The 24,981-nt window shown below is 69.2% G+C and carries 14 protein-coding genes and 1 tRNA gene; 10 read left to right on the top strand and 5 right to left on the bottom strand.

Going from position 1 to position 24,981, the window contains the following annotated elements; translation table 11 throughout:
• Positions 1 to 58 precede the first annotated feature (58 nt).
• Complete coding sequence (locus OB895_RS05740; protein WP_042541980.1) at positions 59 to 3,295, top strand: ATP-dependent helicase; 3,237 nt, start codon at positions 59 to 61, stop codon at positions 3,293 to 3,295.
• Positions 3,292 to 6,741 (top strand): ATP-dependent helicase, encoded by a 3,450-nt coding sequence (locus OB895_RS05735; protein WP_228385674.1) that lies wholly within the window; start codon positions 3,292 to 3,294, stop codon positions 6,739 to 6,741. Before OB895_RS05740 ends, OB895_RS05735 begins: the two co-directional genes overlap by 4 nt.
• On the opposite strand, the gene OB895_RS05730 is transcribed toward OB895_RS05735, so the two are convergent.
• A complete protein-coding gene (locus OB895_RS05730) occupies positions 6,687 to 8,018 on the bottom strand; it encodes a phosphotransferase (protein WP_228385675.1) in 1,332 nt (443 codons plus the stop codon). The genes OB895_RS05735 and OB895_RS05730 overlap by 55 nt on opposite strands.
• A gap of 63 nt (positions 8,019 to 8,081) precedes the next feature.
• Between OB895_RS05730 and nudC the strand changes: the two genes are divergently transcribed.
• Together nudC and OB895_RS05720 are read left to right on the top strand one after the other, a co-directional pair.
• Positions 8,082 to 8,981 (top strand): NAD(+) diphosphatase, encoded by a 900-nt coding sequence (gene nudC, locus OB895_RS05725; RefSeq protein ID WP_042541979.1) that lies wholly within the window; start codon positions 8,082 to 8,084, stop codon positions 8,979 to 8,981.
• A complete protein-coding gene (locus OB895_RS05720) occupies positions 8,978 to 10,699 on the top strand; it encodes an ATP-dependent helicase (RefSeq protein ID WP_079112549.1) in 1,722 nt (573 codons plus the stop codon). The genes nudC and OB895_RS05720 overlap by 4 nt, the downstream gene beginning before the upstream one ends.
• A 788-nt stretch (positions 10,700 to 11,487) precedes the next feature.
• On the opposite strand, the gene OB895_RS05715 is transcribed toward OB895_RS05720, so the two are convergent.
• Positions 11,488 to 12,903, bottom strand: coding sequence for a zinc-dependent metalloprotease (locus OB895_RS05715; protein ID WP_042541977.1), 1,416 nt, complete (start codon positions 12,901 to 12,903; stop codon positions 11,488 to 11,490).
• A 116-nt stretch (positions 12,904 to 13,019) separates the two neighbouring features.
• Here OB895_RS05715 and OB895_RS05710 point away from each other — a divergent pair, with 116 nt between their 5' ends.
• Complete coding sequence (locus OB895_RS05710; protein ID WP_311879414.1) at positions 13,020 to 14,114, top strand: YlbL family protein; 1,095 nt, start codon at positions 13,020 to 13,022, stop codon at positions 14,112 to 14,114.
• 46 nt (positions 14,115 to 14,160) lie between these two features.
• A complete protein-coding gene (locus tag OB895_RS05705) occupies positions 14,161 to 17,058 on the top strand; it encodes a UPF0182 family membrane protein (protein WP_079112551.1) in 2,898 nt (965 codons plus the stop codon).
• A 229-nt stretch (positions 17,059 to 17,287) separates the two neighbouring features.
• On the opposite strand, the gene OB895_RS05700 is transcribed toward OB895_RS05705, so the two are convergent.
• Positions 17,288 to 17,361: transfer RNA gene (locus tag OB895_RS05700), tRNA-Met, on the bottom strand.
• 78 nt (positions 17,362 to 17,439) lie between these two features.
• Here OB895_RS05700 and OB895_RS05695 point away from each other — a divergent pair.
• Entirely contained in the window at positions 17,440 to 18,252 is an 813-nt protein-coding gene (locus OB895_RS05695) for a carbon-nitrogen hydrolase family protein (protein ID WP_079113943.1), read from the top strand.
• Between the two features lie 13 nt (positions 18,253 to 18,265).
• Here OB895_RS05695 and OB895_RS05690 read toward each other — a convergent pair whose 3' ends face one another.
• On the bottom strand, positions 18,266 to 19,465 hold the full coding sequence (locus OB895_RS05690; RefSeq protein WP_042541974.1) for an aminotransferase class I/II-fold pyridoxal phosphate-dependent enzyme: 1,200 nt from the start codon (positions 19,463 to 19,465) through the stop codon (positions 18,266 to 18,268).
• Between the two features lie 100 nt (positions 19,466 to 19,565).
• On the opposite strand from OB895_RS05690, the gene OB895_RS05685 reads away from it, so the two are divergent.
• The 3 genes from OB895_RS05685 to OB895_RS05675 are packed head-to-tail and all read left to right on the top strand — an operon-like array spanning position 19,566 to position 23,925.
• Positions 19,566 to 21,185 (top strand): S1C family serine protease, encoded by a 1,620-nt coding sequence (locus tag OB895_RS05685; RefSeq protein WP_042541973.1) that lies wholly within the window; start codon positions 19,566 to 19,568, stop codon positions 21,183 to 21,185.
• Between the two features lie 53 nt (positions 21,186 to 21,238).
• On the top strand, positions 21,239 to 22,492 hold the full coding sequence (locus OB895_RS05680; RefSeq protein ID WP_079112553.1) for a CDP-glycerol glycerophosphotransferase family protein: 1,254 nt from the start codon (positions 21,239 to 21,241) through the stop codon (positions 22,490 to 22,492).
• Positions 22,489 to 23,925: a CDP-glycerol glycerophosphotransferase family protein gene (locus OB895_RS05675; protein WP_079112554.1), complete on the top strand. Its 1,437-nt coding sequence runs from the start codon at positions 22,489 to 22,491 to the stop codon at positions 23,923 to 23,925. The genes OB895_RS05680 and OB895_RS05675 overlap by 4 nt, the downstream gene beginning before the upstream one ends.
• A 25-nt stretch (positions 23,926 to 23,950) precedes the next feature.
• Here the strand turns inward: OB895_RS05675 and OB895_RS05670 are convergent, their stop codons facing one another.
• Positions 23,951 to 24,976, bottom strand: a complete 1,026-nt coding sequence (locus OB895_RS05670; RefSeq protein ID WP_042542184.1) for a glycosyltransferase — start codon at positions 24,974 to 24,976, stop codon at positions 23,951 to 23,953.
• Between the last annotated feature and the right edge of the window lie 5 nt (positions 24,977 to 24,981).

Below are 24,981 nucleotides of genomic sequence, written 5' to 3'. Positions count from 1 at the left end.
CAGCGTCGTGAGACGGCGGCGGGCGGCGATGTCCGTGCGCCGCAGTAGCGTGGAGGACATGACAGAGGACGCCGCGCAGAACGCCGTGATCGGCGCAGAGGTGTCGGCATCCGGTGTCATCATCGGGGCGCCCGGAACGGGCAAGACCCGCACCCTCACCGAGCGTGTGGTGCATCTGCTCGACACCGTCGGGATGCGCCCCGAGCAGCTCCTCGTCCTCACGCCGAGCAGGCAGGCGGCCACCGCGTTGCGCGACCGCATCGGAGTCAGAATCGGTCAGGCCACCCCCGGCCCGCTGGCCAGGTCGCTCGGATCGTTCGCCTTCCAGGTCGTGCGCGGAGCGATGGTGCGCGCAGGAGCAGAGCCGCCGGCCCTGCTGACAGGGGCGGACCAGGACCGTCTGATCGCCGAGCTGCTCGCGGGCGATGCGGAAGACGAGCGCATCGTATGGCCGCAGGCGCTGAGCCCCGCGGTTCGCGCATCGAAGGGCTTCCGTTCCGAGCTTCGTGCGTTCCTCGCCGAGTGCGTCGAGCTCGGCGCGCAGCCCGTGGAGCTGCGCGCGGCCGACGATGCGGCCTGGTCGGCCGTCGCCGACTTCCTCGTCGAGTACCGCGCGGTGCTCGATCTGGCGCGGGCATCCCACCGTGACGCCGCAGATCTGCTCGCCGAGGCGCGCACGATCCTGCAGACGGCCGAGTCGACTGTCCTGGGGCCCCTCGCGGATCTCAGGGTGGTGCTGATCGACGACGCGCAGGAGCTGACACGTGGCGGGATCGCGATGGTCGAGGCGCTGCGCGCGCGAGGCACGGCAGTGCTCGCGTTCGGCGACCCTGACATCTCCTCCGGAGCCTTCCGCGGTGCGAGCCCGGAGCTGTTCGCTCAGCTCGCCGCCGCGCTCGGCGAGGTGCACGTCCTCGACAGGCCCCATCGGCAGGCGCCCGCTCTCACCGCGCTCACCCGCACCGTCACTCAGGCGATCGGGGCGTCGGGCCGCATCGACCACCGACGCGCCCCCCAACCGCTCGACGCACAGGAATCAGGCGCCCCCACCGACGTCAGCACCTTCATCGCGCCGTCGCCGCACGAAGAGCTCGACCGCATCGCCGGCGTCATGCGCGAATGGCATCTCACAGACGGTGTTCCGTGGGATCGCATCGCGGTGATCGCGCACGACACCCGGCAGGTGACGCACCTCGAGTCCGAGCTCGCGGCACGCGAGATCCCGACGAGAGCCGCGGGTGTGCAGCGGCCCCTCGGCTCCGAGCCGATCGTGCGCGACATCGTCGGCATCGTGCGCCTGGCCCTCACCGCACCTGACGACCGGACCTCCCAGGACTGGGAGGAGGCGCTCCGCACTCCTTTCGGCGGCATGGATGCGATCGGTCTCCGGCGTCTGCGGGCACGTCTGCGTCATATCGAGCTCGACCTCGGCGGGTCCACGCCGGCTCGGGAGCTGCTGCGCCAGGCGCTGGCCGCGCCCGACCACTTCACTCTCATCGATGCGCAGGAATCCCGCCTGGCCGCGCGCTTCGCCTCGACCATCGCCGAGGTGGCCTCCGCGGCGGCTGACGGCGAGACGATCCACGATCTTCTGTGGCGGGTCTGGGATCAGTCCAGGGCAGTCGACGGGCGCAAGCTCCAGGTCGCGTGGCGCGAGATGTCGCTGCAGCCCAGCGGTGCGGAGACCGCGAGAGCCCTCGACGCCCTCGTCTCCCTGTTCGGTGCGGCGAAGCGGTTCGTCGAACGCACCCCGAATGAGAAGCCCGAGGTGTTCGTGCGCGACATCCTCGACAGTGAGGTGCCCGAAGACTCCCTGTCGAGTCCCGATCGGCCGGGACGGGTGACCCTGCTCACACCTGCGACAGCGCTCGGCACCGAGTTCGACGCCGTCGTGGTGGCCGGAGTGCAGGACGGCATCTGGCCGAACGTGCGTCTGCGCGGCGGGATGCTGCAGACCTGGCGCCTCGCCGATGCGCTGCTCGCCGCCCGCACCGGAACCGTCGAGCACCCGCCCGAGACCCTCGACCGGCGCCGCGCGGCACTCCACGACGAACTGCGGCTCTTCGTGCGCGCGATCTCTCGCTCGCGCCGCCGGCTCCTGGTCACCGCGGTCGACGACGACGACCTGATGCCCAGCCCGTTCTTCGGTTTCCTCCCGCCGCCCGATCCGCCCGAGCTGCATGCATCGGCGGAGCATCCGCTCACGTTGCGCGGGCTCGTCGCCCGTCATCGCCGGGTGCTGACGACCTCGACCTCCCCGGCCGCGCGAGAGCACGCGTCCGCGCAGCTGGCGGTGCTCGCGAGAGAGGGCGTGCCGGGCGCGGACCCGTCCGAGTGGTACGGCGTGGCTCCGCCGACGACCGACGCCCCACTGCACGACCTCGCGGTCGATGCCGCTCGGGTGTCGCCGTCACGCATGGAATCGTTCGAGGAATGCGAGCTGAACTGGGCGGTCTCCGCGCTCGGCGGCGACACCGTGATGCCGCCGTCGGCGGGTATCGGCACCATCATCCATGAAGCGATGGAGCAGGTGCCCGACGGGGAACTGGATCGCCTTCGCGACGTTCTGGCCGAGCACTGGCCCGAGCTCGACTTCGAGACGGCCTGGATCGGCAGGAAAGAGCGTCGTCGAGCCGACCTGTACATCGATCGACTGCACAGCTATCTCTCGGACGTGGCAGAGGAAGGCGGTCGCGTGATCGCCGGGGAGGTCGAGTTCCGATTCGCGGTCGAGGTTCCGGAGGAGATCGGCGTCCCGCCTGCTGTCCGCCCGGTGAGCACCGAACCGGACGACCCCCACCCGCACCACGCGATCGTCCACGGTTTCATCGACAGGGTCGAGGCGTACACCGCCGGGGGCGGGGAGCATGCGAAGGCCCGAGGGCAGAGATGGACGCGTATGGCCGATGCGCAGGGAGGAGAACGCGTCGTGGTGGTCGATCTGAAGACCGGCAAGTACGAGCCGGAGAGCGAGCAGAAGGTCGCAGACCACGCGCAGCTCGCCGCATACCAGGTGGCTGTGCAAGAGGGGCTCATCGAGGGAGCGGATCCGGCGGCGCTGGCCGGAGCGCGGCTCGTGCTGGTCGCCAAGACCCTTGCCGGGAGCGATTTCCGCGTCGCACACCAGCACACCCTCGCCGGCGAAGAGCGGGTGCAGTTCCTCGGACGCATCGCCGAGGCCGCGCGAGGCATGTCGGCGTCCAGCTTCACCGCGCACGTCGAGGCGCACTGCGCAGACACCCAATGGCGGGTCCAGCCGTGCCGCATCCACACCGTCGCCGCGGTGAGCGCGTGACTGCGTGGACGGGAGCGGGGCACGGGATCTCTGCACTGGACGTCGCCGCCGCTCTCGGCCTCCCGGCGCCCACGGAGGCGCAGCAGAGGGTGATCGAATCGCCACCCGCACCTGCGCTCGTGGTCGCGGGAGCGGGCAGCGGCAAGACCGAGACGATGGCCGGTCGCGTCGTCTGGCTCGTCGCGAACGGGCACGTGCGCCGCGATCAGATTCTCGGGCTGACCTTCACCCGCAAGGCCGCCGGTGAGCTCGCCGAGCGGATCGGCGCCAGGCTGGCGCTCATCGACGAATACGGAAGAAGGGGGCTGCTGCCGCACCTTCCCGAGATCGTGGCGAGCCACGCTCTCGATCGCGTGTCGAAAGCAGCGAACGGCCGTCAGCGCGAGGTCGTCCGATCGCAGGTGCTCGATGAACTCGCCCAGCGCTTCGGCACCGCGGGCGACTCGGCCCCCCTGTCGGCCGAGGACCTGCTGATCCGTCCGAAGGTATCGACGTACAACGCATTCGCAGACGGCATCGTGCGCGAGCACGCGGCGCGCATCGGCCGCGAGTCCGACGTCGCGATGCTCAGTCAGGCGGCGTCCTGGATGCTGGTGCGCGACGTCGTGCTGCGCGCCGACCTCCCCGAGCTGGAACAGATAGACCGATCTGTGGCGGGAGTGGTCGATGCGGTGCAGAGGCTGGCCGGTGACTCGCTCGACCACAGGGTCGACCTCGACCGCGCGGACCGGATCGCGCTGCGTCAGGCCGAGGCGTTCGAGCCGTACTCGAGCAATGCGGATGTCGCGACCGCGGTGGCGAATCTTCGCGCTCTTCCCGCTCTGTCGGTGCTGGTCCGCGACTACATCGCCGAGAAGGAACGACGTGGTGTGCTGGACTTCGCCGACCAGGTGAGCGGCGCCTACGACATCGTCGAGTCGTCACCCGATGTGCGCGAAGATCTCCGACAGCAGCATCAGGTCGTGCTGCTCGACGAGTACCAGGACACCTCTGTGATCCAGACGCAGTTCCTCGCACGGCTCTTCCGAGACTCCGCCGTGATGGCGGTGGGCGATCCCCACCAGTCGATCTACGGATGGCGAGGCGCCAGCGCCGACAACCTGCACGCCTTCGCGCGGACCTTCTCCGAGCAGGAGACCGTCGGGAACTACAGTCTGATGACGAGCTGGCGCAACGACCGGAGCATCCTCGGCGTCGCCAACCGCATCCTCGGTCCGCTTCGCAGACCTGGGCTGGACGTGCCGCCCCTCGAGACCCGCCCGGGTGCGGGCCCCGGGGCGGTCGAGGTGGATTTCCCGCTCACGGTCGATGAGGAAGCGCGCGCGGTCGCCGAGTGGTTCGCCGCGCGTCGTGCAGCACACGACGACCCAGCCAAGCCGCACACCGGGGCGGTGCTGTTCAGGTCGAAGCGCCACATGCAGACCTTCGCGGCAGCCCTGGCCGCGCAGGGCATTCCCCACCGGATCCTCGGCCTCGGTGGTCTCCTGGCCACGCCCGAGGTGGTCGATGTCGTCTCGACACTGCGGGTGCTGCACGATCCCACCGCCGGCTCAGCTCTGATCAGACTCCTCGTCGGCCCTCGCTTCTCGGTCGGGGTCGCCGACATGGCCGCGCTGCAGGGGCTTGCAGCGGAGCTCTCGCGGAGAGACAGCGGTCTGCTGCCGTTGGACGACGAACTCCGAAAGCGCATCCGCGCGTCACGAGGCGCGGACGAGGCGCTGTCCATCATCGACGCCGTCGATGTGCTCCGCGGCCTCAGCGATGACTACCGCCTTCTGTCGGGCATCACACCGGAGGGTCGCTCTCGCATACGCGCAGCGGGGGAGATGCTCGAACGTCTTCGCAGAGCCTCGTCGCTGCCGCTTCCCGACATGCTGAGGCTCATCGAGCTCGAACTGCGTCTGGACATCGAGCTCGCTGCGAACGAGACGAGGGGGCCGGCTCGTATCGCCGCCACCCAGCTGCGTGCGTTCACCGACGAGGTCAGGTCGTTCCTCGCCGCCGACGAGCGCGGGACGATCTCGAGCCTCCTCGCCTGGCTCGAGAAGGCCGAGAGCACGGATGAACTGGTGCCGCGCCCGGAGCCGCCGGAGCCGGGAGTGGTTCAGCTTCTGACCGTCCACGGTTCCAAAGGCCTGGAATGGGATGCGGTCGCCGTGGTGCGCATGGTCGAGGGGGAACTGCCGTCGCGACCGACGGACACCTCGGGGTGGTTCGGCTTCGGGGTGCTGCCCTTCGCGTTGCGCGGCGACAGCGCGGCGCTGCCGACGTTCAGTTGGATCGCCCCCTCTGACGAGGAGCTCGATCCGGCCAAGCGGCTGAAGGCCGGGATCGCATCTCTGACGAGCAAGAGCAAGACGGCGCCGGGCGCGATCACCGTCTTCAAGGACTCCTATCGCGAGTATCAGCAAGAGGAGGAGCGCCGACTGGCCTACGTCGCCGTCACCAGGGCGCGCAGCCACCTGCTCCTGACCGGAGCGCACTGGGCGGGGCAGAAGCAGCCGAAGGCGCCGAGCCCGTACCTGATCGAGGCCATGGAGGTGCTCGGTCGCAGGCCGATCGAGCCCGTGGATCCTGACGAGAACCCCTATGAAGGTCCGGGCGCCACGCTCACCTGGCCGCTCGACCCACTCGGTGCTCGGCGAGGCATCGTCGAGTCCGCGGCCGCAGCTGTGCGCGCTGCCGCCGAGGGCGACCCTGTGGCCTCCCCGGAGCTGGTCCGTCTGCTCGCCGAGCGTGCCGCTCGACTGCACGGCGTCGATGCGCCACCCCCGACTCGCGTGCCCGCTTCCCGCTTCAAGGACTACGTCACCGACTTCGCCGGCACGGTGTCTTCCCTCGTCCGCCCGATGCCCGAGCGACCCTATCGGCAGACTCGCCTGGGCACGCTGTTCCATGCCTGGGTCGAGCGGCGCAGCGAACTGGTCGGCGTGGGCCAGCGCGTCGACGAGGCACTCTGGGAGGTAGACGAAGACGACCTCTCCTTCGGCGAGAGCGCAGGCGGAGCGGAGGTGTCGTCAGCCGACGCCGCAGACCTCTCGACTCTGCAGGAGATCTTCGAGGCCAGCGAGTGGGGATCCCTCAAGCCCATCGCGGTCGAGATCGAGATCGACTTCGCGCTGGGTGGCGGCGCGCTGCCGGGCGATGAGGGCCATATCGTCATCTGCAAGCTCGATGCGGTCTACCGACGCGAGGACCGGGGCGGGCGCATCGAGATCGTGGACTGGAAGACGGGCAAGGCCCCGCGCACACCCCAGGAGCGGGAAGAGCGGATGCTGCAGCTCGCGCTGTATCGCCTCGCCTACCATCGCCGATTCGGCGTGCCGCTCGACGAGATCGATGTCGCGCTCTACTACGTCGCAGACGACCTCGTCATCCGCGGTGACCGGGTCTACTCCGAGCCGGAGCTCTTCCAGCGCTGGAGCGCTGCTCGGGCGGCCCGCTGAGCTTCATCTTCCGGCGACCCCTCGTCGGAGCCATCCGCCTTCTCGGGCTTGTCGGCATGATGAGCATCGCCGGTCGTGCGCTGCTCCGCACCGCGGTCTTCCGAGAGCTGGTCGCGCACCCCGGACAGGTCCTCGGTCTCGAGGCCACCCACCTGGAGGCGATGGGCGGCATCCGCCGTCTCACTGAGATCGCTCGTGCTCTGGGCGTCGCTGTCGTCGCGCCAGAGGTCGTCCGGGTTGTACGCGTCGGTCTGCATCGATGTGTCGACCCCGGAGACGGCGCTCGACGGAACCCGGTCGAGCGCATCGAGAGCAGACTCGACACCCTCGTTGCGCGATGCGATCACGCCGAGATCGTCGCTGTGCAGTCCGTCTGCGAGCGCCTCGAGGAGAGCGGCGGCATCGTCGACGATGTCGGGTCGGTGCAGCGAGTCCCCATGCACCAGCCAGCGGGCGAACTCGAGCTCGGCGAGCAGCCGAGCGCGCACCTCGAGTGCTGCGTCCGGGCCGCGATCGGCGGCACGAGCATACGACGCGTGGACGTCATCTGCGGCATCAGGGGCGGTCGACAGCCACGAGAGGTCGATCGCCGGGTCGCCCACAGCCAGCGAATGCCACCCGACGAGTCCGGTGACCTCGGGGCCGAGCTCCGGGTCGTCGCGGAAGATGAACGAGGTGGACTGCACTCCACCCAGCACGACCGTCGATTCGAAACGCCAGAGGTCGTCGTCGGCGATGGCGTCGCGCCACCTCACCGTGAGTCGAGCGGGGACGCGCCCGGTCGATGCGGCGGCGTCGACGAGTCGAGCGAGTTCGTCGCGACTCTCCTGAGCAGACCGTGTGGTCAGACCGGCGCCGCGCACGACCGACGTGGGGAGCGCGTGGACGGCGGCGATCGCCGCGCCCATCGATTCGGCGGCGCCCCGGCCCGCTGGCACCATCGCGGCTTCGATCTGGAAACCGGGAAGCAGCTCGGTCACCAGTGCGTGTGCGTCCGCCAGCCGGGTCTCGCCGATGTACTCGGGAGCTCTGAAGGGCAGCATCGCCCGCGCACCGGCCGTCAGCGCTCTGAGGGCGAGGGCCTCGGCGGCGAGCTCCCGAGAGGTCTCGTCGTCGTCTGCCACGCGGATCGCGAGCTCGCGTCCGTCGGCGAGCGTGGCGACGGCGGAGTCGAAGCGGCCGTCGCCGTCGGCACTGAGCGCGCGCGCCCCGGTCACCTCGGCGCCGGGCAGTGCGGCAGTCACCGCCGCGGCTAGAGTGAATGGAGAGCGTCCCATGCCTCCAGGGTAGGTGGACGTAGGGGCGGTCCCGCTTCCGCCACGCCCGTGAGAGAGGAGCCGATGATCGCCGACAGCAGCACTTCCCTCGACCGCGCAGCCGATCTGCGCATCGAGCCAGGGATCCTCGATCGACTCCGCGCAGAGGAGGCGACGAGGGTGATCGCCGTGCGCGATGGTCGGGTGCGCATCTCGGGCGCCGATCTCGATCCGGCCACTCTGCTGCGGGTGCCGGCCTCCGAGATCGTCGACGCCACCTGGGCGCTCCTCGGGCGCGACGGTGACGGAACCGCTGTGCTTCTCGCGGTACTGCCGCCGGAGGGCGACACCGTCGACACCGCCCCGGATGAGGTCTGGCTGGGCCTTCGCGACCTGGGCGCGCGTCTCGGCTCCGGCGACACAGAGCTGCTCATCGAGGCCCTCGCGCTCGGCGGCTGGTTGCGCGACGCGCCGTTCTGCCCCCGCTGCGGGGGAGCGACCGAGCTGCGGCAGGCCGGATGGTCGCGCCGATGCCTCGTCTGCGGTCGCGAGCACTTCCCCCGCACGGACCCTGCGGTCATCGTCGCGGTCGAGAGCTCGGACGGCGAACGGCTCCTGCTCGGAGCGAACGCGAACTGGGGCGGACGGATGTACTCCTGCTTCGCCGGATTCACCGAGGCGGGCGAGTCGCTGGAATCGACGGTGCATCGGGAGCTCGAGGAGGAATCGGGCGTACGACTGGCCTCACTGCGCTACGTCTCGTCTCAGCCCTGGCCTTTCCCCCGCTCGCTCATGCTCGGCTTCCGTGCGGTGGCGCTGGACGATCACGTGCTGCGTCCGGACGGCGAGGAGATCATCGACGTGCGCTGGTTCTCTCGCGACGAGATCGGGTCCGCTCTCGCAGGCGACGGACCGGTCGGTCTGCCTGGGCCCGCATCGATCGCGCGCGCACTCATCCTCGAGTGGTTCGAGGAGCGCGCGTGAGCGCGCTCGAAGCCCTCGACGATCGACAGCGGGAGGCGGCATCCGTTCTGCGTGGTCCCGTCGCCGTGCTGGCCGGCGCGGGAACGGGCAAGACGCGTGTGATCACCCATCGGATCGCCCACGGCGTCGACACCGGGGCGTACTCGCCGTCTCGGGTCATGGCGGTCACCTTCACCGCGAAGGCCGCGGGAGAGCTCAGGGGACGCCTGCGCGCTCTCGGTGTCGAGGGGGTCGCCGCGCGCACTTTCCATGCCGCCGCGCTCGCCCAGCTCAACTTCTTCTGGCCGACGTTGGCCGGCTCGCCCGCGCCGTCGATCATCGACAACAAGGTGAGACTGCTCGGCCAGGCTGCGGACTCGATGCGTCTGCGCCCGAGCACTGCGACCCTCCGCGACATCGCGTCCGAGATCGAATGGCGCAAGGTGTCGATGCTCTCGGTCGAACAGCACTCGCTGCTCGGTCGCACGGTGAGCGGGATCGACTCCGCGCAGTTCGTCGAGCTGCAGCAGCGCTACGAGGCGCTGAAGGACGAGCGGCGCCAACTCGATTTCGAGGACGTGCTGCTCGCATGCGCCGGGATGCTCGAAGCGGAGCCGCGCGTCGCCGCCTCCGTGCACGAGCAGTATCGCCACTTCACGGTCGACGAGTATCAGGACGTCTCTCCGCTCCAGAACCGACTGCTCGAACTCTGGCTGGGAGACCGTAAGGACATCTGCGTCGTCGGCGATGCGAGCCAGACCATCTACTCGTTCGCCGGCGCGGAACAGCGCTTCCTGCTCGAGTTCGAGCGGCGTCATCCGGATGCCACGGTCGTGCGGCTCGAGACGAACTACCGTTCGCAGGCGCCGATCCTCGAAGCGGCCAATGCGCTCATGAAGGGTCGGCCGGGCGCGCTCGAGCTCATCCCGGCGAGAGAGACGTTCAACGCGGAATCACCCACGGTCACGGCCTACGACTCCGAGCGCGACGAGGCCGAGGGGATCGCCGCTGCCGTGGCGGCGCGGATCGAATCCGGCGCGTCGCCTTCGGAGATCGCGGTGCTCTATCGCGCCCATGCCCAGTCGGCGGTGCTGCAGCAGGCGCTCGCCGCAGAGGGGATCCCGACCTCGGTGCTGGGCGGAACGCGGTTCTTCGCCATGCCGGAGGTGCGTCAGGCGATCCTGGCGCTGAGGGCCGCCGCCGTCGCCCCGACGGAGCAGGGGTTCCTCCCGGGTGTTCAGCGAGTCCTCCGCGAGCTGGGGCTCTCCGACGAGCCACCCGCGGCCGGTGGCGCGCAGCGCGACGGGTGGGAGGCTCGGCGCGCGATTCTGCGTCTCGCCGAGGATGCGGGGCCGGACGAGAACCTGCGCACCTTCAGCGATGCGCTCATGGCACGGGCGAAAGACCAGCACGAGCCCACGATGCGCACCGTGACGCTCTCGACACTGCACGCCGCCAAGGGTCTCGAATGGCCGCACGTCCACCTGGCCGGGTGGGCAGAAGGCGCGCTTCCGATCTCGTACGCCACCGGCTTCGAGGCGATCGACGAAGAACGCCGCCTCGCCTACGTCGGCGTCACGCGGGCCGCGCGTACTCTCTCGCTGTCGTGGTCACGCTCAGCGGGGCGAGGGGAGCGGGCGCCGTCGCGGTTCGTGGCAGAGATGGGAACGACTGCGCGCGGCACCGGCATTCTGCATGAAACGTCACCGAACGCCACTCGCGCCGGCCATCGCCGCTGACGTCGACGAACGAGCCCGCTGATGACGTCTCCGCAAGGAGCCGCGCGACGAGCGTCGCCGCGTCCGCGATCCGAGCGACGCTGATCGGACCCGACGCTCGCCCGATGAGCTGCGCGTGCATCCGCGGCCAGGCGTCGTCGCGCTCGCGTTCGTGCTCGTCGCGGCAGGTGAGACAGGGGGTCTCGCCGGGCACCACCAGGGGGCCGACGGTCGTCCGCCCTCGCTCGAGTGCCACGGGGAGATGCGAGGTGTCGTCGCGAAGGTAGCGGGCGAAGTGCAGGGCGGCTGCTGCGCCTTCGACGAGCACGACTCCGATGTCGGCGGGGTTCTCCCGCGCCCCGGCGGCGATCCCCTCGTCGAGAAGTGCTTCGCGCATGCGGTAGTCGCAGCGCGCGTCGGCGACGTCGATGCTCTCCACCCATGCGGCCCTCGGCGCCGGGGCGTCGTCGACGAGCAGCGGTTCGAGTCGTGAAAGGAGCATCCGTGCCTCCGCGCGCGGTGCCCCTGCGGCGTGCGCGACCACATCGAAGGCCGTGCGCCGGAACCCGGCAGCCATCCGACCGATCAGTCGCTCGACCCACGGCTCGGACGCCGCGATGCGCAGCGTGCCTTCGATGCCGATCTGCAGTGTCTCACCGTCTCGCCAGAGCAGCGGAACGGCGGGATCCAGGCGGGTGATGGTCTTGGGTGTCAGAGGAGACATCCCTCGATTCTGCGCAAAGCCGAACTTCCGGTGGGGGAGTCTCGGGCATCCGTGGAAAAGTCAGCGCACCCCGCTCCCGCCCCGCTCACACCGGGCGATCGCCTCCCGGGCCGTCACCGCCGTCGGAGTCCTGCTCATCCTCCGAGGCGTCAGATCTCTCCGGCTGCTCGCTCGAGAAGTCGTCGCCGTCCAGCAGACGGGCCAGGGCCTCGTCGAACTCATCTGCGACGGGCTGCTCGCCTCGTGCGCTCGCCTGAAGTCGTGCGATGAGCGCAGACGGGTCGTCGATGTCCTCCGAGGTGGGCATGAGGTCGGGGTAGTCCCAGAGCGCGTCGCGTCCTGCGATGCCGGCGGCGTCGGTCACCGCCTGCCACATGGCCGAGGCCTCGCGCAGACGACGAGGCCGCAGCTTGAGGCCGACGAGCGCGCCGAGAGCGTCCTCGGCCGGACCGCCGACCGCGCGGCGACGGCGGGCCGCCTCGGCGATCCGTGCCCCATCGGGGAGGCGAGACGTCGCCTGAGCCGTCACCACGTCGACCCAGCCGTCGATCGTCGCCACGAGGTTCTCGAGACGCGCGAGGGCCTCGCGCTGCGCCTCCGTCTGCGTGGGCAGCAGAGCACCGCCCTCGATGGCCGCGCGGAGTTCCTCGGGATTCGAGGGGTCGAGGCGGCTCGCGACGTCTTCGAGTGCATCGACATCGACCGTGACTCCGCGTGCGAAGTCGGTGATCTGGGCCATGACGTGCAGGTGCAGCCACTTCGAATGGCGATACAGCCGGGCGTAGGCGAGTTCGCGGGTCGCGAGGTAGAGGGTGATCTGGTCTTCGGGGATCTCGAGACCGTCGCCGAACGCCGTCAGGTTCTGCGGGATGACAGCCGCGGTTCCGGCCGGAAGCACGGGGATGCCGACGTCTCCGCCCGACACCACCTCGAGCGCGAGGTTGCCGAGCACCTGCCCGAACTGGGCGGCGAACACCGAGCCGCCGAGACCGCGCATGAGCTTGCCGGCGCCTTGCACGACGTCGCGCATCTCCTCGGGCACCTGCGTGTCGAGGGCGCTGGTGAGCGCATCGGCGATGCTCGTCGACACCGGGCCGGCGATCTCCTTCCACACCGGGAGGGTCGCTTCGACCCATTCGCCGCGTGTCATCGCCTTGGGCGACTCGCTGAGCTCGGAGATCGTCGTCGCTTCGCCGAGCCACAGGTCGGCGAGTGCGAACGAGTCGACGAGCGAGCTCCGCGAACCGTCGGTGATGCCGAGGCCGTCGCGGTTGGCGATGTGCAGCGCCTGACGCAGCGCGTTCTCCCAGGCGTCGCCGCCGAACGCGCCCTGCAGCTGCGACATGATGGTCTGCATCATCGCCGGGTCGAACTGGATTCCATCCATGCCCGCGAAGGCGTTCTGCAGCGCCTCGGGGTCGATGTCGCCGGCACCCTGGCCGGACATCATTCGTCGGAGGAACTCCTGGAAGTCCTCGGGGGTCGGGTCGTTGTCTGACATGTCGCTCGCCTCTCAGCACGCCTAAAGCCGTGGCATCTACGCTAGTCACAGGATCGGCCGCGAGACCCCGAAGCGGGCAGATCGCTGTACGCCGCCCGCGAACGACGGAGGAACCTGTGGATCGAACCCGGCCTGTGAAGCTCGGACTTGGCGTCTGGGCGCTGGTCGTCGCGTTGATCGCGCTCGTCGTGCTGACCTTCCTCCCGACGCCGTACGTCATCCAGCGTCCCGGCCCGGTCTACGACACCCTCGGCACTGCGGCGGGCGCAGACGGCGAGCAGGTTCCGCTCATCCAGGTCGAAGGCACCGAGACGTTCGAGACCGCCGGATCGCTCGACCTCACGACGGTGCAGGTCGTCGGCAACCGCGAGCGCACGCCGAGCTGGTTCGAACTCGCGTTGGCCTGGATGGACTCCTCCCGAGCGGTGGTCCCTCTCGACTCGGTGTTCCCCGAGGGCGTCACGACAGAGCAGCGGGACGAACGCAACGCGACGCTCATGGTCGACTCGCAGCACGAGGCGACAGCCGCGGCGCTCAACGAGCTCGGCTACGACACCGGAGCCGAGGTCGTCGTGCAGGAGGTCGTCGAGGATGCGCCGGCCGAGGGCGCTCTCGAGGCGGAAGACGTCATCACGGCCGTCGACGGCACCGCAGTGGCCTCGGCCAAGCAGCTGCGTCAGGCGATCCAGGATGCTGCCGGTGCGCCGGTCGAGCTCACCGTGCAGCGCGGCGGCGAAGAGCAGGTCGTCGAGGTGACGCCGGCGAAGCAGACCGACGGCGACGTGACGACGTGGCTGATCGGCGTGACCCTGCGCACGGATTACGACTTCGAGATCGATGTGACGCTCCAGCTCGACAACGTCGGCGGCCCGAGTGCCGGGATGATGTTCGCACTCGGCATCATCGACACCGTCACCGAGGGAGAGCTCAACGGCGGGAAGAATGTCGCGGGCACCGGCACGATCGAAGCCGACGGCACCGTCGGACCGATCGGCGGCATCCGGCAGAAGCTCTACGGCGCTCGAGATGCGGGGGCGGAGTACTTCCTCGCACCGTCGACGAACTGCGACGAGGTCACCGGCCATACCCCCGACGGCCTGACCGTGATCAGCACGTCGAGCCTGGAGGAATCGCTCGCCGCGCTCGATGTGATCGCCGAGGACGGTGACGTCGGATCCCTGCCGTCATGCGACGTCGTGACCTCCCCGTGACAGGGATGACAGCCGCAGCACAGTAAGGCGTGCCTAGGATGGGACGGTGACCTCGACTTCTGCACCGAACCCGGCCACTCCCCGAACCTCGCGACGAATCTTCGGCATCTCGTTGGCGATCATCGCCGCGCTGATCGCCGGCTTCTTCGTCTTCGCGTCGCTCTACACCGAATACCTCTGGTTCGACCAGGTGGGCTTCGAGGGAGTTCTCACCACCCAGTGGATCGCCACGGCGGTGATGTTCGTCGTCGGATTCCTCGGCATGGCAGTGCCCCTGTTCGTGGCCATCCAGCTCGCGTACCGGCTGCGCCCCGTCTACGTGCGGCTCAGCTCGCAGCTGGACAGATACCAGGAGGTCATCGAGCCGCTGCGCCGCCTCGCGATGTGGGGCATGCCGATCTTCTTCGGTCTGTTCGCGGGCTTCTCCGCGGCCAGCCAGTGGAAGACCGTCTGGCTCTGGGTGAACGGCGTCGCCACCGACACCGTCGACCCGCAGTTCGGTGTCGACACCGGCTTCTACATGTTCGCGATGCCCTTCTACTCGATCCTCCTGGCCTTCGTGTCGGCGGTCCTGCTGCTCACCCTCATCGTGACCGCCCTCGTGTCGTACCTCTACGGTTCCGTCCGGATCGGCCAGGGCGAGCTGCGCATCTCGAAGCCCGCCCGCATCCAGCTCGCGATCATCGCGGGTCTGTACCTGCTCGTGCAGGCGGCGAGCCTGTGGCTCGACCGCTACAAGACCCTCGTCGCCCAGGACGACCGCATCGTCGGTCCTGCGTACACCGGTGTCAACGCGACGATCCCCGGTCTCGCGATCCTCACGATCATCGCGGCGATCGTCGCGATCCTCTTCTTCGTCACGGCGATCATCGGTCGCTGGCGCTTCCCCCTCGCCGCGACGGCGCTGCTGATCGTCGCCTCGCTCGTCGTGGGCGTCGGCTTCCCGTGGGCGGTGACCACCTTCCAGGTGGCGCCGAACCAGAACGCGTACCAGGCGGAGTTCTACCAGCGGAACATCGACGGCACGAAGGAGGCGTACGGGGTCGCCGACCTCGAGACGACGCCTTTCGAGGCCGAGACCGACGCCGAGGCCGGCCAGCTGCGTGAGGACGCCGAGACGACGGCATCCATCCGCATCGTCGACCCCGCCGTGATCAGCCCGGCCGTGCGCCAGCTCGAGCAGTACCGCGGGTACTACCAGTTCCAGCAGAACCTCGACGTCGACCGCTACGAGATCGACGGCGAGATGCAGGACACCGTGGTGTCCGTCCGTGACCTCGACATGGAAGGCGTCGATGTCAGCAACTGGAACAACCGCGCCGCCGTCTACACGCACGGCTACGGCCTGGTGGTCGCAGCGGGCAACCAGCGCACGTCCGACGGCGAGCCGGTGTTCCTCGAGCGCGGCATCCCGTCCGCGGGCTTCCTCACCGAGCAGGAGAAGTTCGAGCCGCGCGTGTACTTCGGCGAGAACTCGCCCGAGTACTCGATCGTCGGCTCGCCGGACGGCACCGACCCCGTCGAGATCGACTACCCGCGCGGCAAGGACGGCTCGACCGAGACCAAGACCACGTTCGAAGGCGACGGCGGACCGCAGATCGGCAGCACCTTCACGAAGCTGCTCTACGCTCTGAAGTTCCAGTCGGAGCAGATCCTGTTCTCCAACCTGGTGAACGAGGACTCCCAGATCCTCTACGACCGCGACCCCAAGACGCGTGTGCAGAAGGTCGCACCGTATCTCGAGCTCGACAGCGACCCGTACCCCAGCGTGGTCGACGGACGCGTGGTCTGGATCGTCGACGGCTACACGACGAGCGCGACCTACCCGTATTCGACGAACGTGAGCCTGTCGGAGGCGATCGCCGACTCGAACCTCCCGTCGCCCACGCTCGCGATCGACGACATCAACTACATCCGCAACTCGGTCAAGGCCACGGTCGACGCGTACGACGGCTCGGTGACGCTGTATGCCTGGGACGACGAGGATCCGGTGCTGCAGACATGGCAGAACATCTACCCGTCGACGCTGAAGCCGGTGAGCGACATGTCGGCTGATCTCATGAGCCACGTGCGCTACCCGACCGACCTCTTCAAGGTCCAGCGCGACATCCTCGGCATCTACCACATCGACACCGCCGGCTCGTTCGCGCAGCAGGACAACCGCTGGCAGACGCCCAACGACCCGCGCAGCGACGCGGTCCTGCAGCCGCCGTACTACCTGACGATGCAGATGCCAGGGCAGGACTCCCCGCGGTTCTCGATGTTCTCGACGTTCATCCCGTCGGCGACGGGAAGCGGTGGCAACCGCGACGTGCTGATGGGCTACCTCGCCGTCGACTCGGACGCAGGATCCGAGGCGGGCGTCAAGGCCGAAGGCTACGGTCAGCTGCGGATGCTCGAGATCGACACCGATACGACGGTGCCCGGCCCCGGCCAGGTGCAGAACACCTACAACTCCGACACCGCCGTGGTGCCGCAGCTCAACCTGCTGCAGCAGGGAGAGTCCGAGGTGCTCTACGGCAACCTGCTGACGCTTCCCGTGGGTGGCGGTCTGCTCTATGTGCAGCCGGTCTATGTGCAGTCCTCCGAGGGCACGAAGCTTCCTCGTCTGCAGAAGGTCCTCGTGGCCTTCGGAGACAAGGTCGCTTTCGAGGACACGCTGACCGCGGCGCTCGACACCCTCTTCGGGGGTGACGCGGGCGCGGCCGGTGGAGACGATCAGGTCGAGCCGACCGAACCCGATCCGGACACCGGAGAGGTCCCGACCGAGCCGACCGTGCCGACCGACGCCGAGGCCGAGGCCCTGGCGGCCGCGCAGCAGGCGCTGCTAGACCGCGAGGCAGCGCTCAAGGAAGGCGACCTGACCAAGTTCGCCGAGGCCGACAAGCGGCTCACGGATGCTGTGAACACGCTGCTCGGATTGGAACAGGGCGCGGGGGAGTAACCCTCTGCAGTGCCGGATGCCGCTCCTCTTGAGGGGCGGCATCCGTCGTATCCGGCAGGATCACGAGCGGTATCGGGGACGCCGCCGGCGAAGGTGGCCGGGTGGTTCGCGTCCTAGGCCGGATGACCGCTCCGGAGTCGCTCGGTCGCCGAGCAGCAGGCGGATGCATGCGAAAAGCCCCTGATCAGGATTTCTCCCGATCAGGGGCTTTTCTTGTGTCGCATTCTCGTTGCGGGGACAGGATTTGAACCTGCGACCTCCGGGTTATGAGCCCGGCGAGCTACCGAACTGCTCCACCCCGCGGCACGTTTTATAGCCTAACACGGGAATCAGGAGTCCGCGAATCGAGGCGCGGCAGGCGCGATGGGGGAGGATGTGAGCATGACCGAGACCGCTTCCGCCGCCGTTCCCGTCGCCGTCTGCCAGTTCGCGCCGACGTCGTCGCGAGAGGGCAATCGCGACCGCATCGCGGAGTTGACGGCGGATGCCGCGGCGCGGGGTGCGCGGCTGATCGTCTTCCCCGAGTACTCGAGTTACTTCGTGGATCCGATGGACGAGTCCCTTGCGGCGAATGCGGAGAGTCTCGACGGTGATTTCGTGTCGACCCTGACGGCGCTCGCGGCGGACCACGGCGTCGTGATCGTGGCGGGTCTCGTCGAGACCGCCTCGGACGCCCAGCATGTCCACAACACCGTGGTCGCCGTGCGCGGCGACGGGATGCTCGCGAGCTACCGAAAGCAGCACCTGTACGACGCGTTCGGCCAGACTGAGTCGGACTGGATCGAAGCAGGCGATCTGGGGGCTGCCACCTTCGAGCTCGCCGGCATCCGCTTCGGGCTGATGACCTGCTACGACCTGCGCTTCCCCGAGGTGTCGCGCACCCTGATCGACGCCGGCGCTGACGCCCTCGTGGTGCCGGCCGAATGGGTGCGCGGTCCGCTCAAGGAGCATCACTGGACGACGCTCCTGGCAGCGCGAGCGATCGAGAACACCGCGTATGTGATCGCCGCCGACCATCCGACCCCGATCGGCGTCGGTCACTCGCAGATCGTCGATCCGCAGGGGGTCGTGCTCGCCGGGGTGGGAACGACCGAGGGCATCGCGGTCGCGGCCGTCGAGCGGGCGACCATCGAGCGCGTGCGCGCTGTGAACCCCTCGCTGCGGGTGCGCCGATACGCCGTCGGACCGCGCTGACTCGGCCGAGAGGTCAGAAGCTCGACACGAGCCTCGTCGCCGCCTCCTCGAGGATCTCCACGCGTTTGCACGCCGCGAAGCGCACCAGTCCGGCGTAGTCCTCTCGGTGCGCCTCCGACACGAAGGCAGTCAGCGGGATAGCCACCACTCCCGCGCGCTCGGGGAGCGCGCGGCAGAATTCGGCCGCATCCGCTCCGCCGAGCGCTGACGCGTCGGCGACGGTGAAGTAGCCGCCCTGCGGCGCGAACACGGTGAACCCCGCATCACGGAGTCCCTCGCCGAGGATCTCGTGCTTGTGCGCCAGCGTCGCCGCTGCACCCGCGAAGAAGTCGTCTCCGAGCCGCAGGCCCACCGCGATGGCCGGCTGGAAGGGCGAGCCGTTCACATACGTCAGGTACTGCTTGACCGTCAGCACCGCGGTGATGAGCTCCGCGGGGCCGTGCACCCATCCGATCTTCCAGCCGGTGGCCGAGAACGTCTTGCCCGCAGACGAGATCGTGAGCGTGCGCTCTGCGGCGCCGGGGAGCGTCGCGATCGGGGTGTGCGGACCTGTGAACGCAAGATGCTCGTAGACCTCGTCCGTGACGATGATCGCGTCGTGCAGCTCCGCGAGACGGACGACCTCCGCGAGCACCTCGCGATCGAAGACGGCACCCGTGGGATTGTGGGGATCATTGATCAGGATGATGCGTGTGCGGTCGGAGACCGTGGCCGCCAGGCGCTCGAGATCCGGCTGGAAGTCGGGGGCTCTCAACGGCACCGTGCGCAGTCGTGCACCTGCGAGAGCGACCGCGGCCGCATAGGAGTCGTAGTACGGCTCGAAGACGACGACCTCGTCGTCCGCACTCTCGATGAGGGCGAGCAGAGTCGCGGTCAGCGCCTCTGTCGCGCCGGCCGTCACGATGACCTCGCGCGAGGGGTCCACGTCCAGTCCGTAGAAGCGACGCTGGTGCTCGCTGATGGCGTCGAGCAGATCGGGGGTCCCTCTGCCGGGCGGGTACTGATTCATCCCGCGGGAGATCGCCTCCCTGGCAGCCGCGAGCACCTCCGCGGGGCCGTCCTCGTCAGGAAACCCCTGCCCGAGATTGATCGCACCGGTTCGAGCCGCAGCAGCGGACATCTCTGCGAAGATGGTGGGCGCGACGCTTCCGTCTGGTGCGAGCAGACCGGCTCCCGCTGCCGTGCGCCGCCATGCTCCGGGGATGACACTCATGAAGAACAGGCTAAGGCCATAGGTGAAACTCATCTTCGCCATACGAAACGCACAGATACAGGCGTCACTCTAAGAGGGCGTTGTTGAAGGAGCACACACCATGAACGAAGACAGCACCCAGGACCACTCGGCACCTGCGTCGAATGACGCAGCGCCGTCCACCGAGGCAGCAGAGGTCGTCGACCGTTCGACGACGGATGCCGCCGCTGAGACCCCAGGCACCGTCGCCGCTCCGGGGCCGTACCAGGGACACCACGTCCCCCCGACGTTCGCGTCGTCGCCGGCACCGGCATTCGAGGCTCCGAGCGCCCCGGTCGCACCCGTGGCCCAGACGGTGCCCCAGCCCTACTTCGGAGCTCCCGGACATCAGGCAGGACAGCACCAGCCAGGACCCCAGGCCGGACAGCACCAGGCACCCGTCGGCGGCCCGACCGCGACGTCGCCCGGTGCGGCATTCGGTCTCCACACCGCGGCCGAGCCCGGCCAGCCGGTCGATGGCTCCACCAAGGTCAAGGAGACGAAGCCCCGCGCCGGAGTGAAGTTCGCCGCGATCGTGCTCGCGGCCGCCCTCGTCGGCGGCGTCGCGGGGTTCGGCGGCGGAGCGATCCTCAACGGGATCTCGGATCAGGGGTCGACGGGCGTCGCCCAGGGCCCCGAGACCATCACCGTCAACAACCCCGGGTCGGTCAACGAGACCACCGCCGTCGCGACCGAGGCACTCCCGTCGGTCGTCACGATCGAGGTGGCGGGCTCCGACCAGGGTGGCAGCGGGTCGGGCGTCATCATCAGCGACGACGGCTACGTGCTCACGAACACCCACGTGGTGACCCTCGGCGGTGCCGTGGCCGATCCGACGATCCGGGTCACCACCTCTGACGGCCGCATCTTCTCGGCGACCGTCGTCGGGACCGACCCGATCTACGACCTCGCCGTGATCAAGCTCGAGGATGCGACGGATCTCACTCCGATCGACTTCGCCGACTCGTCGAAGCTCAACGTCGGTGACACCGCGGTGGCTCTGGGAGCGCCGCTCGGTCTGTCGAACTCGGTCACGACCGGCATCGTCAGCGCCCTGAACCGCAGCATCCAGATCGCGTCGTCCGCTCTCCCCGACTCGTCGTCGGAGGATGCTCCGCAGAACGAGCAGGAGACGCCCGAAGAGGGCGAAGGCCCCTTCCAGTTCGATCTGCCTGGCAACACCTCGCAGCAGAGCTCGGAATCGATCTCGATCGCCGTGATCCAGACCGATGCGGCGATCAACCACGGGAACTCCGGCGGTGCGCTCGTGAACGCCAAGGGCGAGCTGATCGGCATCAACGTCGCGATCGCGAGTTCCGGGAGCTCGGAGGAGTCGGGTTCGATCGGAATCGGGTTCGCGATTCCCGCCAACATCGCCCAGCGCGTGTCGGAGGAGATCATCGCCGATGGTGCGGCCAGCCACGGCCTGCTCGGAGCGTCCGTCAGAGACGCCGCCAGCGTCGAGAACGCCGACGTCTCGGGGGCGTACATCGCCGAGGTCACCGGGGGCGGCGCTGCCGCGGCCGGCGGGCTCAAGGCCGACGATGTCGTGACCGCCTTCAACGGAGTGCCCATCACGAGCGCCAGCGACCTCACGGCGCAGGTGCGCGCGGCCGCCGCGGGCAGCGACGCGAAGGTCACCTACATCCGTGGAGGCAAGGAATACGAGATCGAGGTCACCCTGGGCGAGCTCGCCGGCTGACTCGGGCGATCCCGCTCACCGAGAAGGGCGTCACCCCGCGATAGGCTCGCGGGGTGGCGTCCTTCTCTTTCGGCTCCGGCAATGCGGCCAAGCTGCTTCGGATACCGCTCTACCTCGCAGGGCGCGCCGGCACGCTCGTCATCCCTCGTGGCACGCGCTGGGTGTTCGGGTGCGGGGCCGGCGTCGGAGACGGGGCTCTCGCCCTGCAGCGCCTCGTCGCGGCAGAAGGGCACGACACCGTGTGGCTGACGTCCTCCGAGCGGGAGGACAGCGACGCCGCGGCGCTCGGCATCCGCACGACGCGCAAGGACAGCTTGCGAGGCTGGTGGGCCACGGCGCGCGCCGGCGTCGTCGTGGTGACGCATGGACTCGGCGACGTGAACCGCTATGCGGTGTCCGGTGCCTTCGTCGTGCAGCTGTGGCACGGCATCCCGCTCAAGCGCATCGGTCTGGACTCGCCCGCGACCACTCAGGTCCCGGACATCCCCGGGGCTCCGGTCCTGCGCCGCCTCATCGGCATCCTCTACCGGCGTGCGGCTCAGCGCATCCGAGTGCTGCCGGCCGCGTCGCACCGTTCGAGGGGGCGTCTCGAGTCGGCCTTCGCGCTCGGTGACGGCCGAGTGGTCGTCACCGGCGAGCCGCGTGTCGACGTGCTGTCGTCGGGTGACCCGATCGAGCGTCGGGCGAAGGCATCCGACGTTCTGGACCGTGCGATCGGCGGACTGCCGACCGGCTCTCGGATCATCCTCTATGCGCCGACATGGCGTGACGGAGCTGACGACCCGGCGGTCCCGACGGCTGCCCAGTGGGTGCAGATCATCCGGGTGCTCGAAGAGAGTGACGCTGTGCTGCTCGTTCGCTCCCACCCGCTCGGCGAGGGCGGGTACGCGCCTCCGCTGCCCAGCCGACGGGTCAGGATGCTCGGATCCGGAGTGCTCTCCGATGTCACGCCCGTGCTGCCGGCGGTCGACGTCCTGGTCACCGACTACTCGTCGCTCGCCTATGACGTGGGCCTTCTGCGGATGCCGGTGCTCTTCCTCGCCCCTGACGCCGAGGACTATGCCCGCACGAGAGGCTTCTACGGCCGATTCCAGGACGTCGCGGGCGAGGACGCCCCGACGAGTTGGGACGCGCTTCTGCCGCAGCTGTCGGCGCTGCTGGACGATGACGACGTCTTCGCCGCGCAGTCCGAGCGTTCCGGTACGCTCAGCGCGGAGATGCACGCCTTCCGCGACGGAGGCAACACCCGGCGCGTCTACGAGAAAATCCGTGCGCGGGGGATCCCCGCGCCGAAGGGAGCAGCATGACCACGGCCAGGATCGATGAGGCGGCAGAGACGCTGGTCATCGCAGGCGCCGGTCAGCGCCCGACCACGGCGGAGCTGATCGGGCCGCGGGCCCGTGTCGACGCTCGGGTCACCGGCGGAGGGAAGACCTGGAAGGCGACGTTCCCGCTGCGCGCGTCGCGGTGGGGCGGCCCGGAGCTGCCGCTTCCCACGGGGGACTACGAGCTGCGCATCGCGGGTGCAGAGTTCGGTGATCTCCTCATCGCCCCGGAGGTGCTGGCGGGCGTGCGGATCGCCGTCGACGGCGCGACAGTGCGGATCGCTGCACCGATCGACCCTGCGTATGAGACGAGTGAGGGGCAGGCGACCCTCGAGGGGCGCTATGTCGCGCATCCCGGAGCCACCGAGAACGCGGTCTTCTTCGAGAGCTTCTACGGCCGCACCGTCGGCTGCAACCCTCAGGCGATCGACCGCGCCCTCTTCGCGCAGGCACCGGATGTCGTGCGCTACTGGAGTGTCGTCGACCTGTCCGTGGCGGTTCCGGACGGGGCGATCGCGGTCGTCGAGGGCAGCCCGGAGTGGTGGCGGGCCCGTGCAGCGTCGCGGCTGCTGGTCGTCAACGATTGGCTGCGTCGCAGGTTCGTCCGCAAGCCGGGGCAGAAGGTGCTGCAGACCTGGCACGGCACTCCGCTGAAACGGCTCGCGCTGCACCGACCCGGATTCGACCCTCGCCGCATGGCGGCCGTCGTCAAGGAGTCCCGCCGCTGGGACGTGCTTCTGGCGCAGAACACCTACTCCGAGCGCATTCTGCGCAAGGCATACGCGTTCTTCGGACGACCGATCTGGGTCGAGGGATATCCGCGGAACGACGCACTCGTCACCGGTGACGCCGCCGGCATCCGCGGCGACCTCGGCATCGCCGACGGCGAGCGGGTGCTTCTGTACGCCCCGACGTGGCGCGATGATCTGACCGAGATGGTCGACTTCATCGACCCGGAGGAGCTCGCCAGGCAGACGGACTCCGTCGTGCTCGTGCGTGGTCACTCGCGCACGATCGACACCGGGCGGGATCGAGCCGGTGCCCGTGTCATCGATGTCACCGGGTATCCCGAGACCTCGAAGCTCCTGCTCGCGGCCGACGTCCTGATCACCGACTACTCGTCGGTGATGTTCGATTTCAGCGTCACGGGAAAGCCGATGTACTTCCTCGTGCCGGACCTCGATCACTACCGAGGAGAGCTCCGAGGGTTCTACTTCGATCTCGCGACCCGCGCGCCGGGGCCGCTCGTGCATTCCCAGGACGAACTCGTCACCGCGCTCGCCGACAGCACGCATGAGAGCGTCTACGCCGAGCGCTACGCCGCCTGGCGGGCGCAGTTCAACTCGCGGGACGACGGGCACGCGGCGGAGCGGGTCGTCGCGCGCATCCTCGACCAGGGGTACGTCACCAGGTGATTCGCCCCGCGCCGCCGGCGGTGCGCTAGGGGAGTGGCGTGTTGCGGGTGCCGAGACGCGATGCGTCGACGGTGTCGCGAGCACCGCGCAGCACGCCGCCGAGGAAGCCGAGGCCCCACGAGAGGTGCATGGTCGGCAGCACGAGCAGCGTCCAGAGCCTCTGCCGTGGGCCGCCCCCGCCGGGCAGGCAGGCGACGACGATCACCAGCATGAGGTACGCCACCAGCGGCAGATAGACGACGGCCGAGACGATCAGCGACAGCACTCCGGTGAGGACGCCGGTGAGCTGAAGGATCCCGGTGACGACGGCGACGGCGACGAGGACCACCAGCGCAGGGGGAGCGAAGAAGCGGATGCCGTTGCGGCGCCCGTATCGGCGCACGAGCTCGCCGCGCCACGCTCCGGTCGCCCGGAACTGACGCGCGAGGCGCAGCCAGCTCTCGCGTGGCCAGTAGGTCACGGAGAGATTCGGGTCGAACCAGACGAGGTGCCCTGCCTGGCGGATACGGAGATTGAGCTCCCAGTCCTCGCCGCGGCGGATCGACTCGTCGAAGAGCCCCACTTCTTCGAGCACCGTCCGGCGCATGACGCCGAGGTACGCGGATTCGGCTTCACCCTCGTGAGTGCCACCGTGATACGCGCCGCCACCGAGACCGACCGGCGAGTTGTAGAGGCGCGCCACCGACGTCTGGAACGGTGTGCGGCCGTCAGCGCGCATCACGCCGCCGACGTTGGCAGCGCCCGTGCGCTCGAGGGTCTGGAGCGCGAGCGCCGCGTACCCGGGAGCGAGCTCGGAATGCGCGTCGACGCGGACGATCGTCGCGAAGCGGCTGGCCCGGATCGCCGCGTTCAATCCGACCGGGATGTGCGCGGCGGGGTTGTCGACGAGCCGGATCCGGTCGTCCTCCGCTGCGAGACGCTGAGCGAGCTCCGTCGTGCCATCGGTGGACGGCCCGAGCGCGAGCACGAGCTCGGCCGGAACGCTCAGCTCCTGCGCCAGCACGGAGGCGATCGCGTGCTCCAGGTAGGCGCGTTCGTTGAGCACGGGCATGACGA

Origin of the sequence: Microbacterium forte (genome assembly GCF_031885415.1) — a bacterium.
In the GTDB taxonomy this organism is placed as follows: Bacteria; Actinomycetota; Actinomycetes; order Actinomycetales; family Microbacteriaceae; genus Microbacterium; species Microbacterium forte.
Note: the sequence above shows the minus strand (reverse complement) of the source record. Positions and strands in the feature narration are given on the sequence as shown.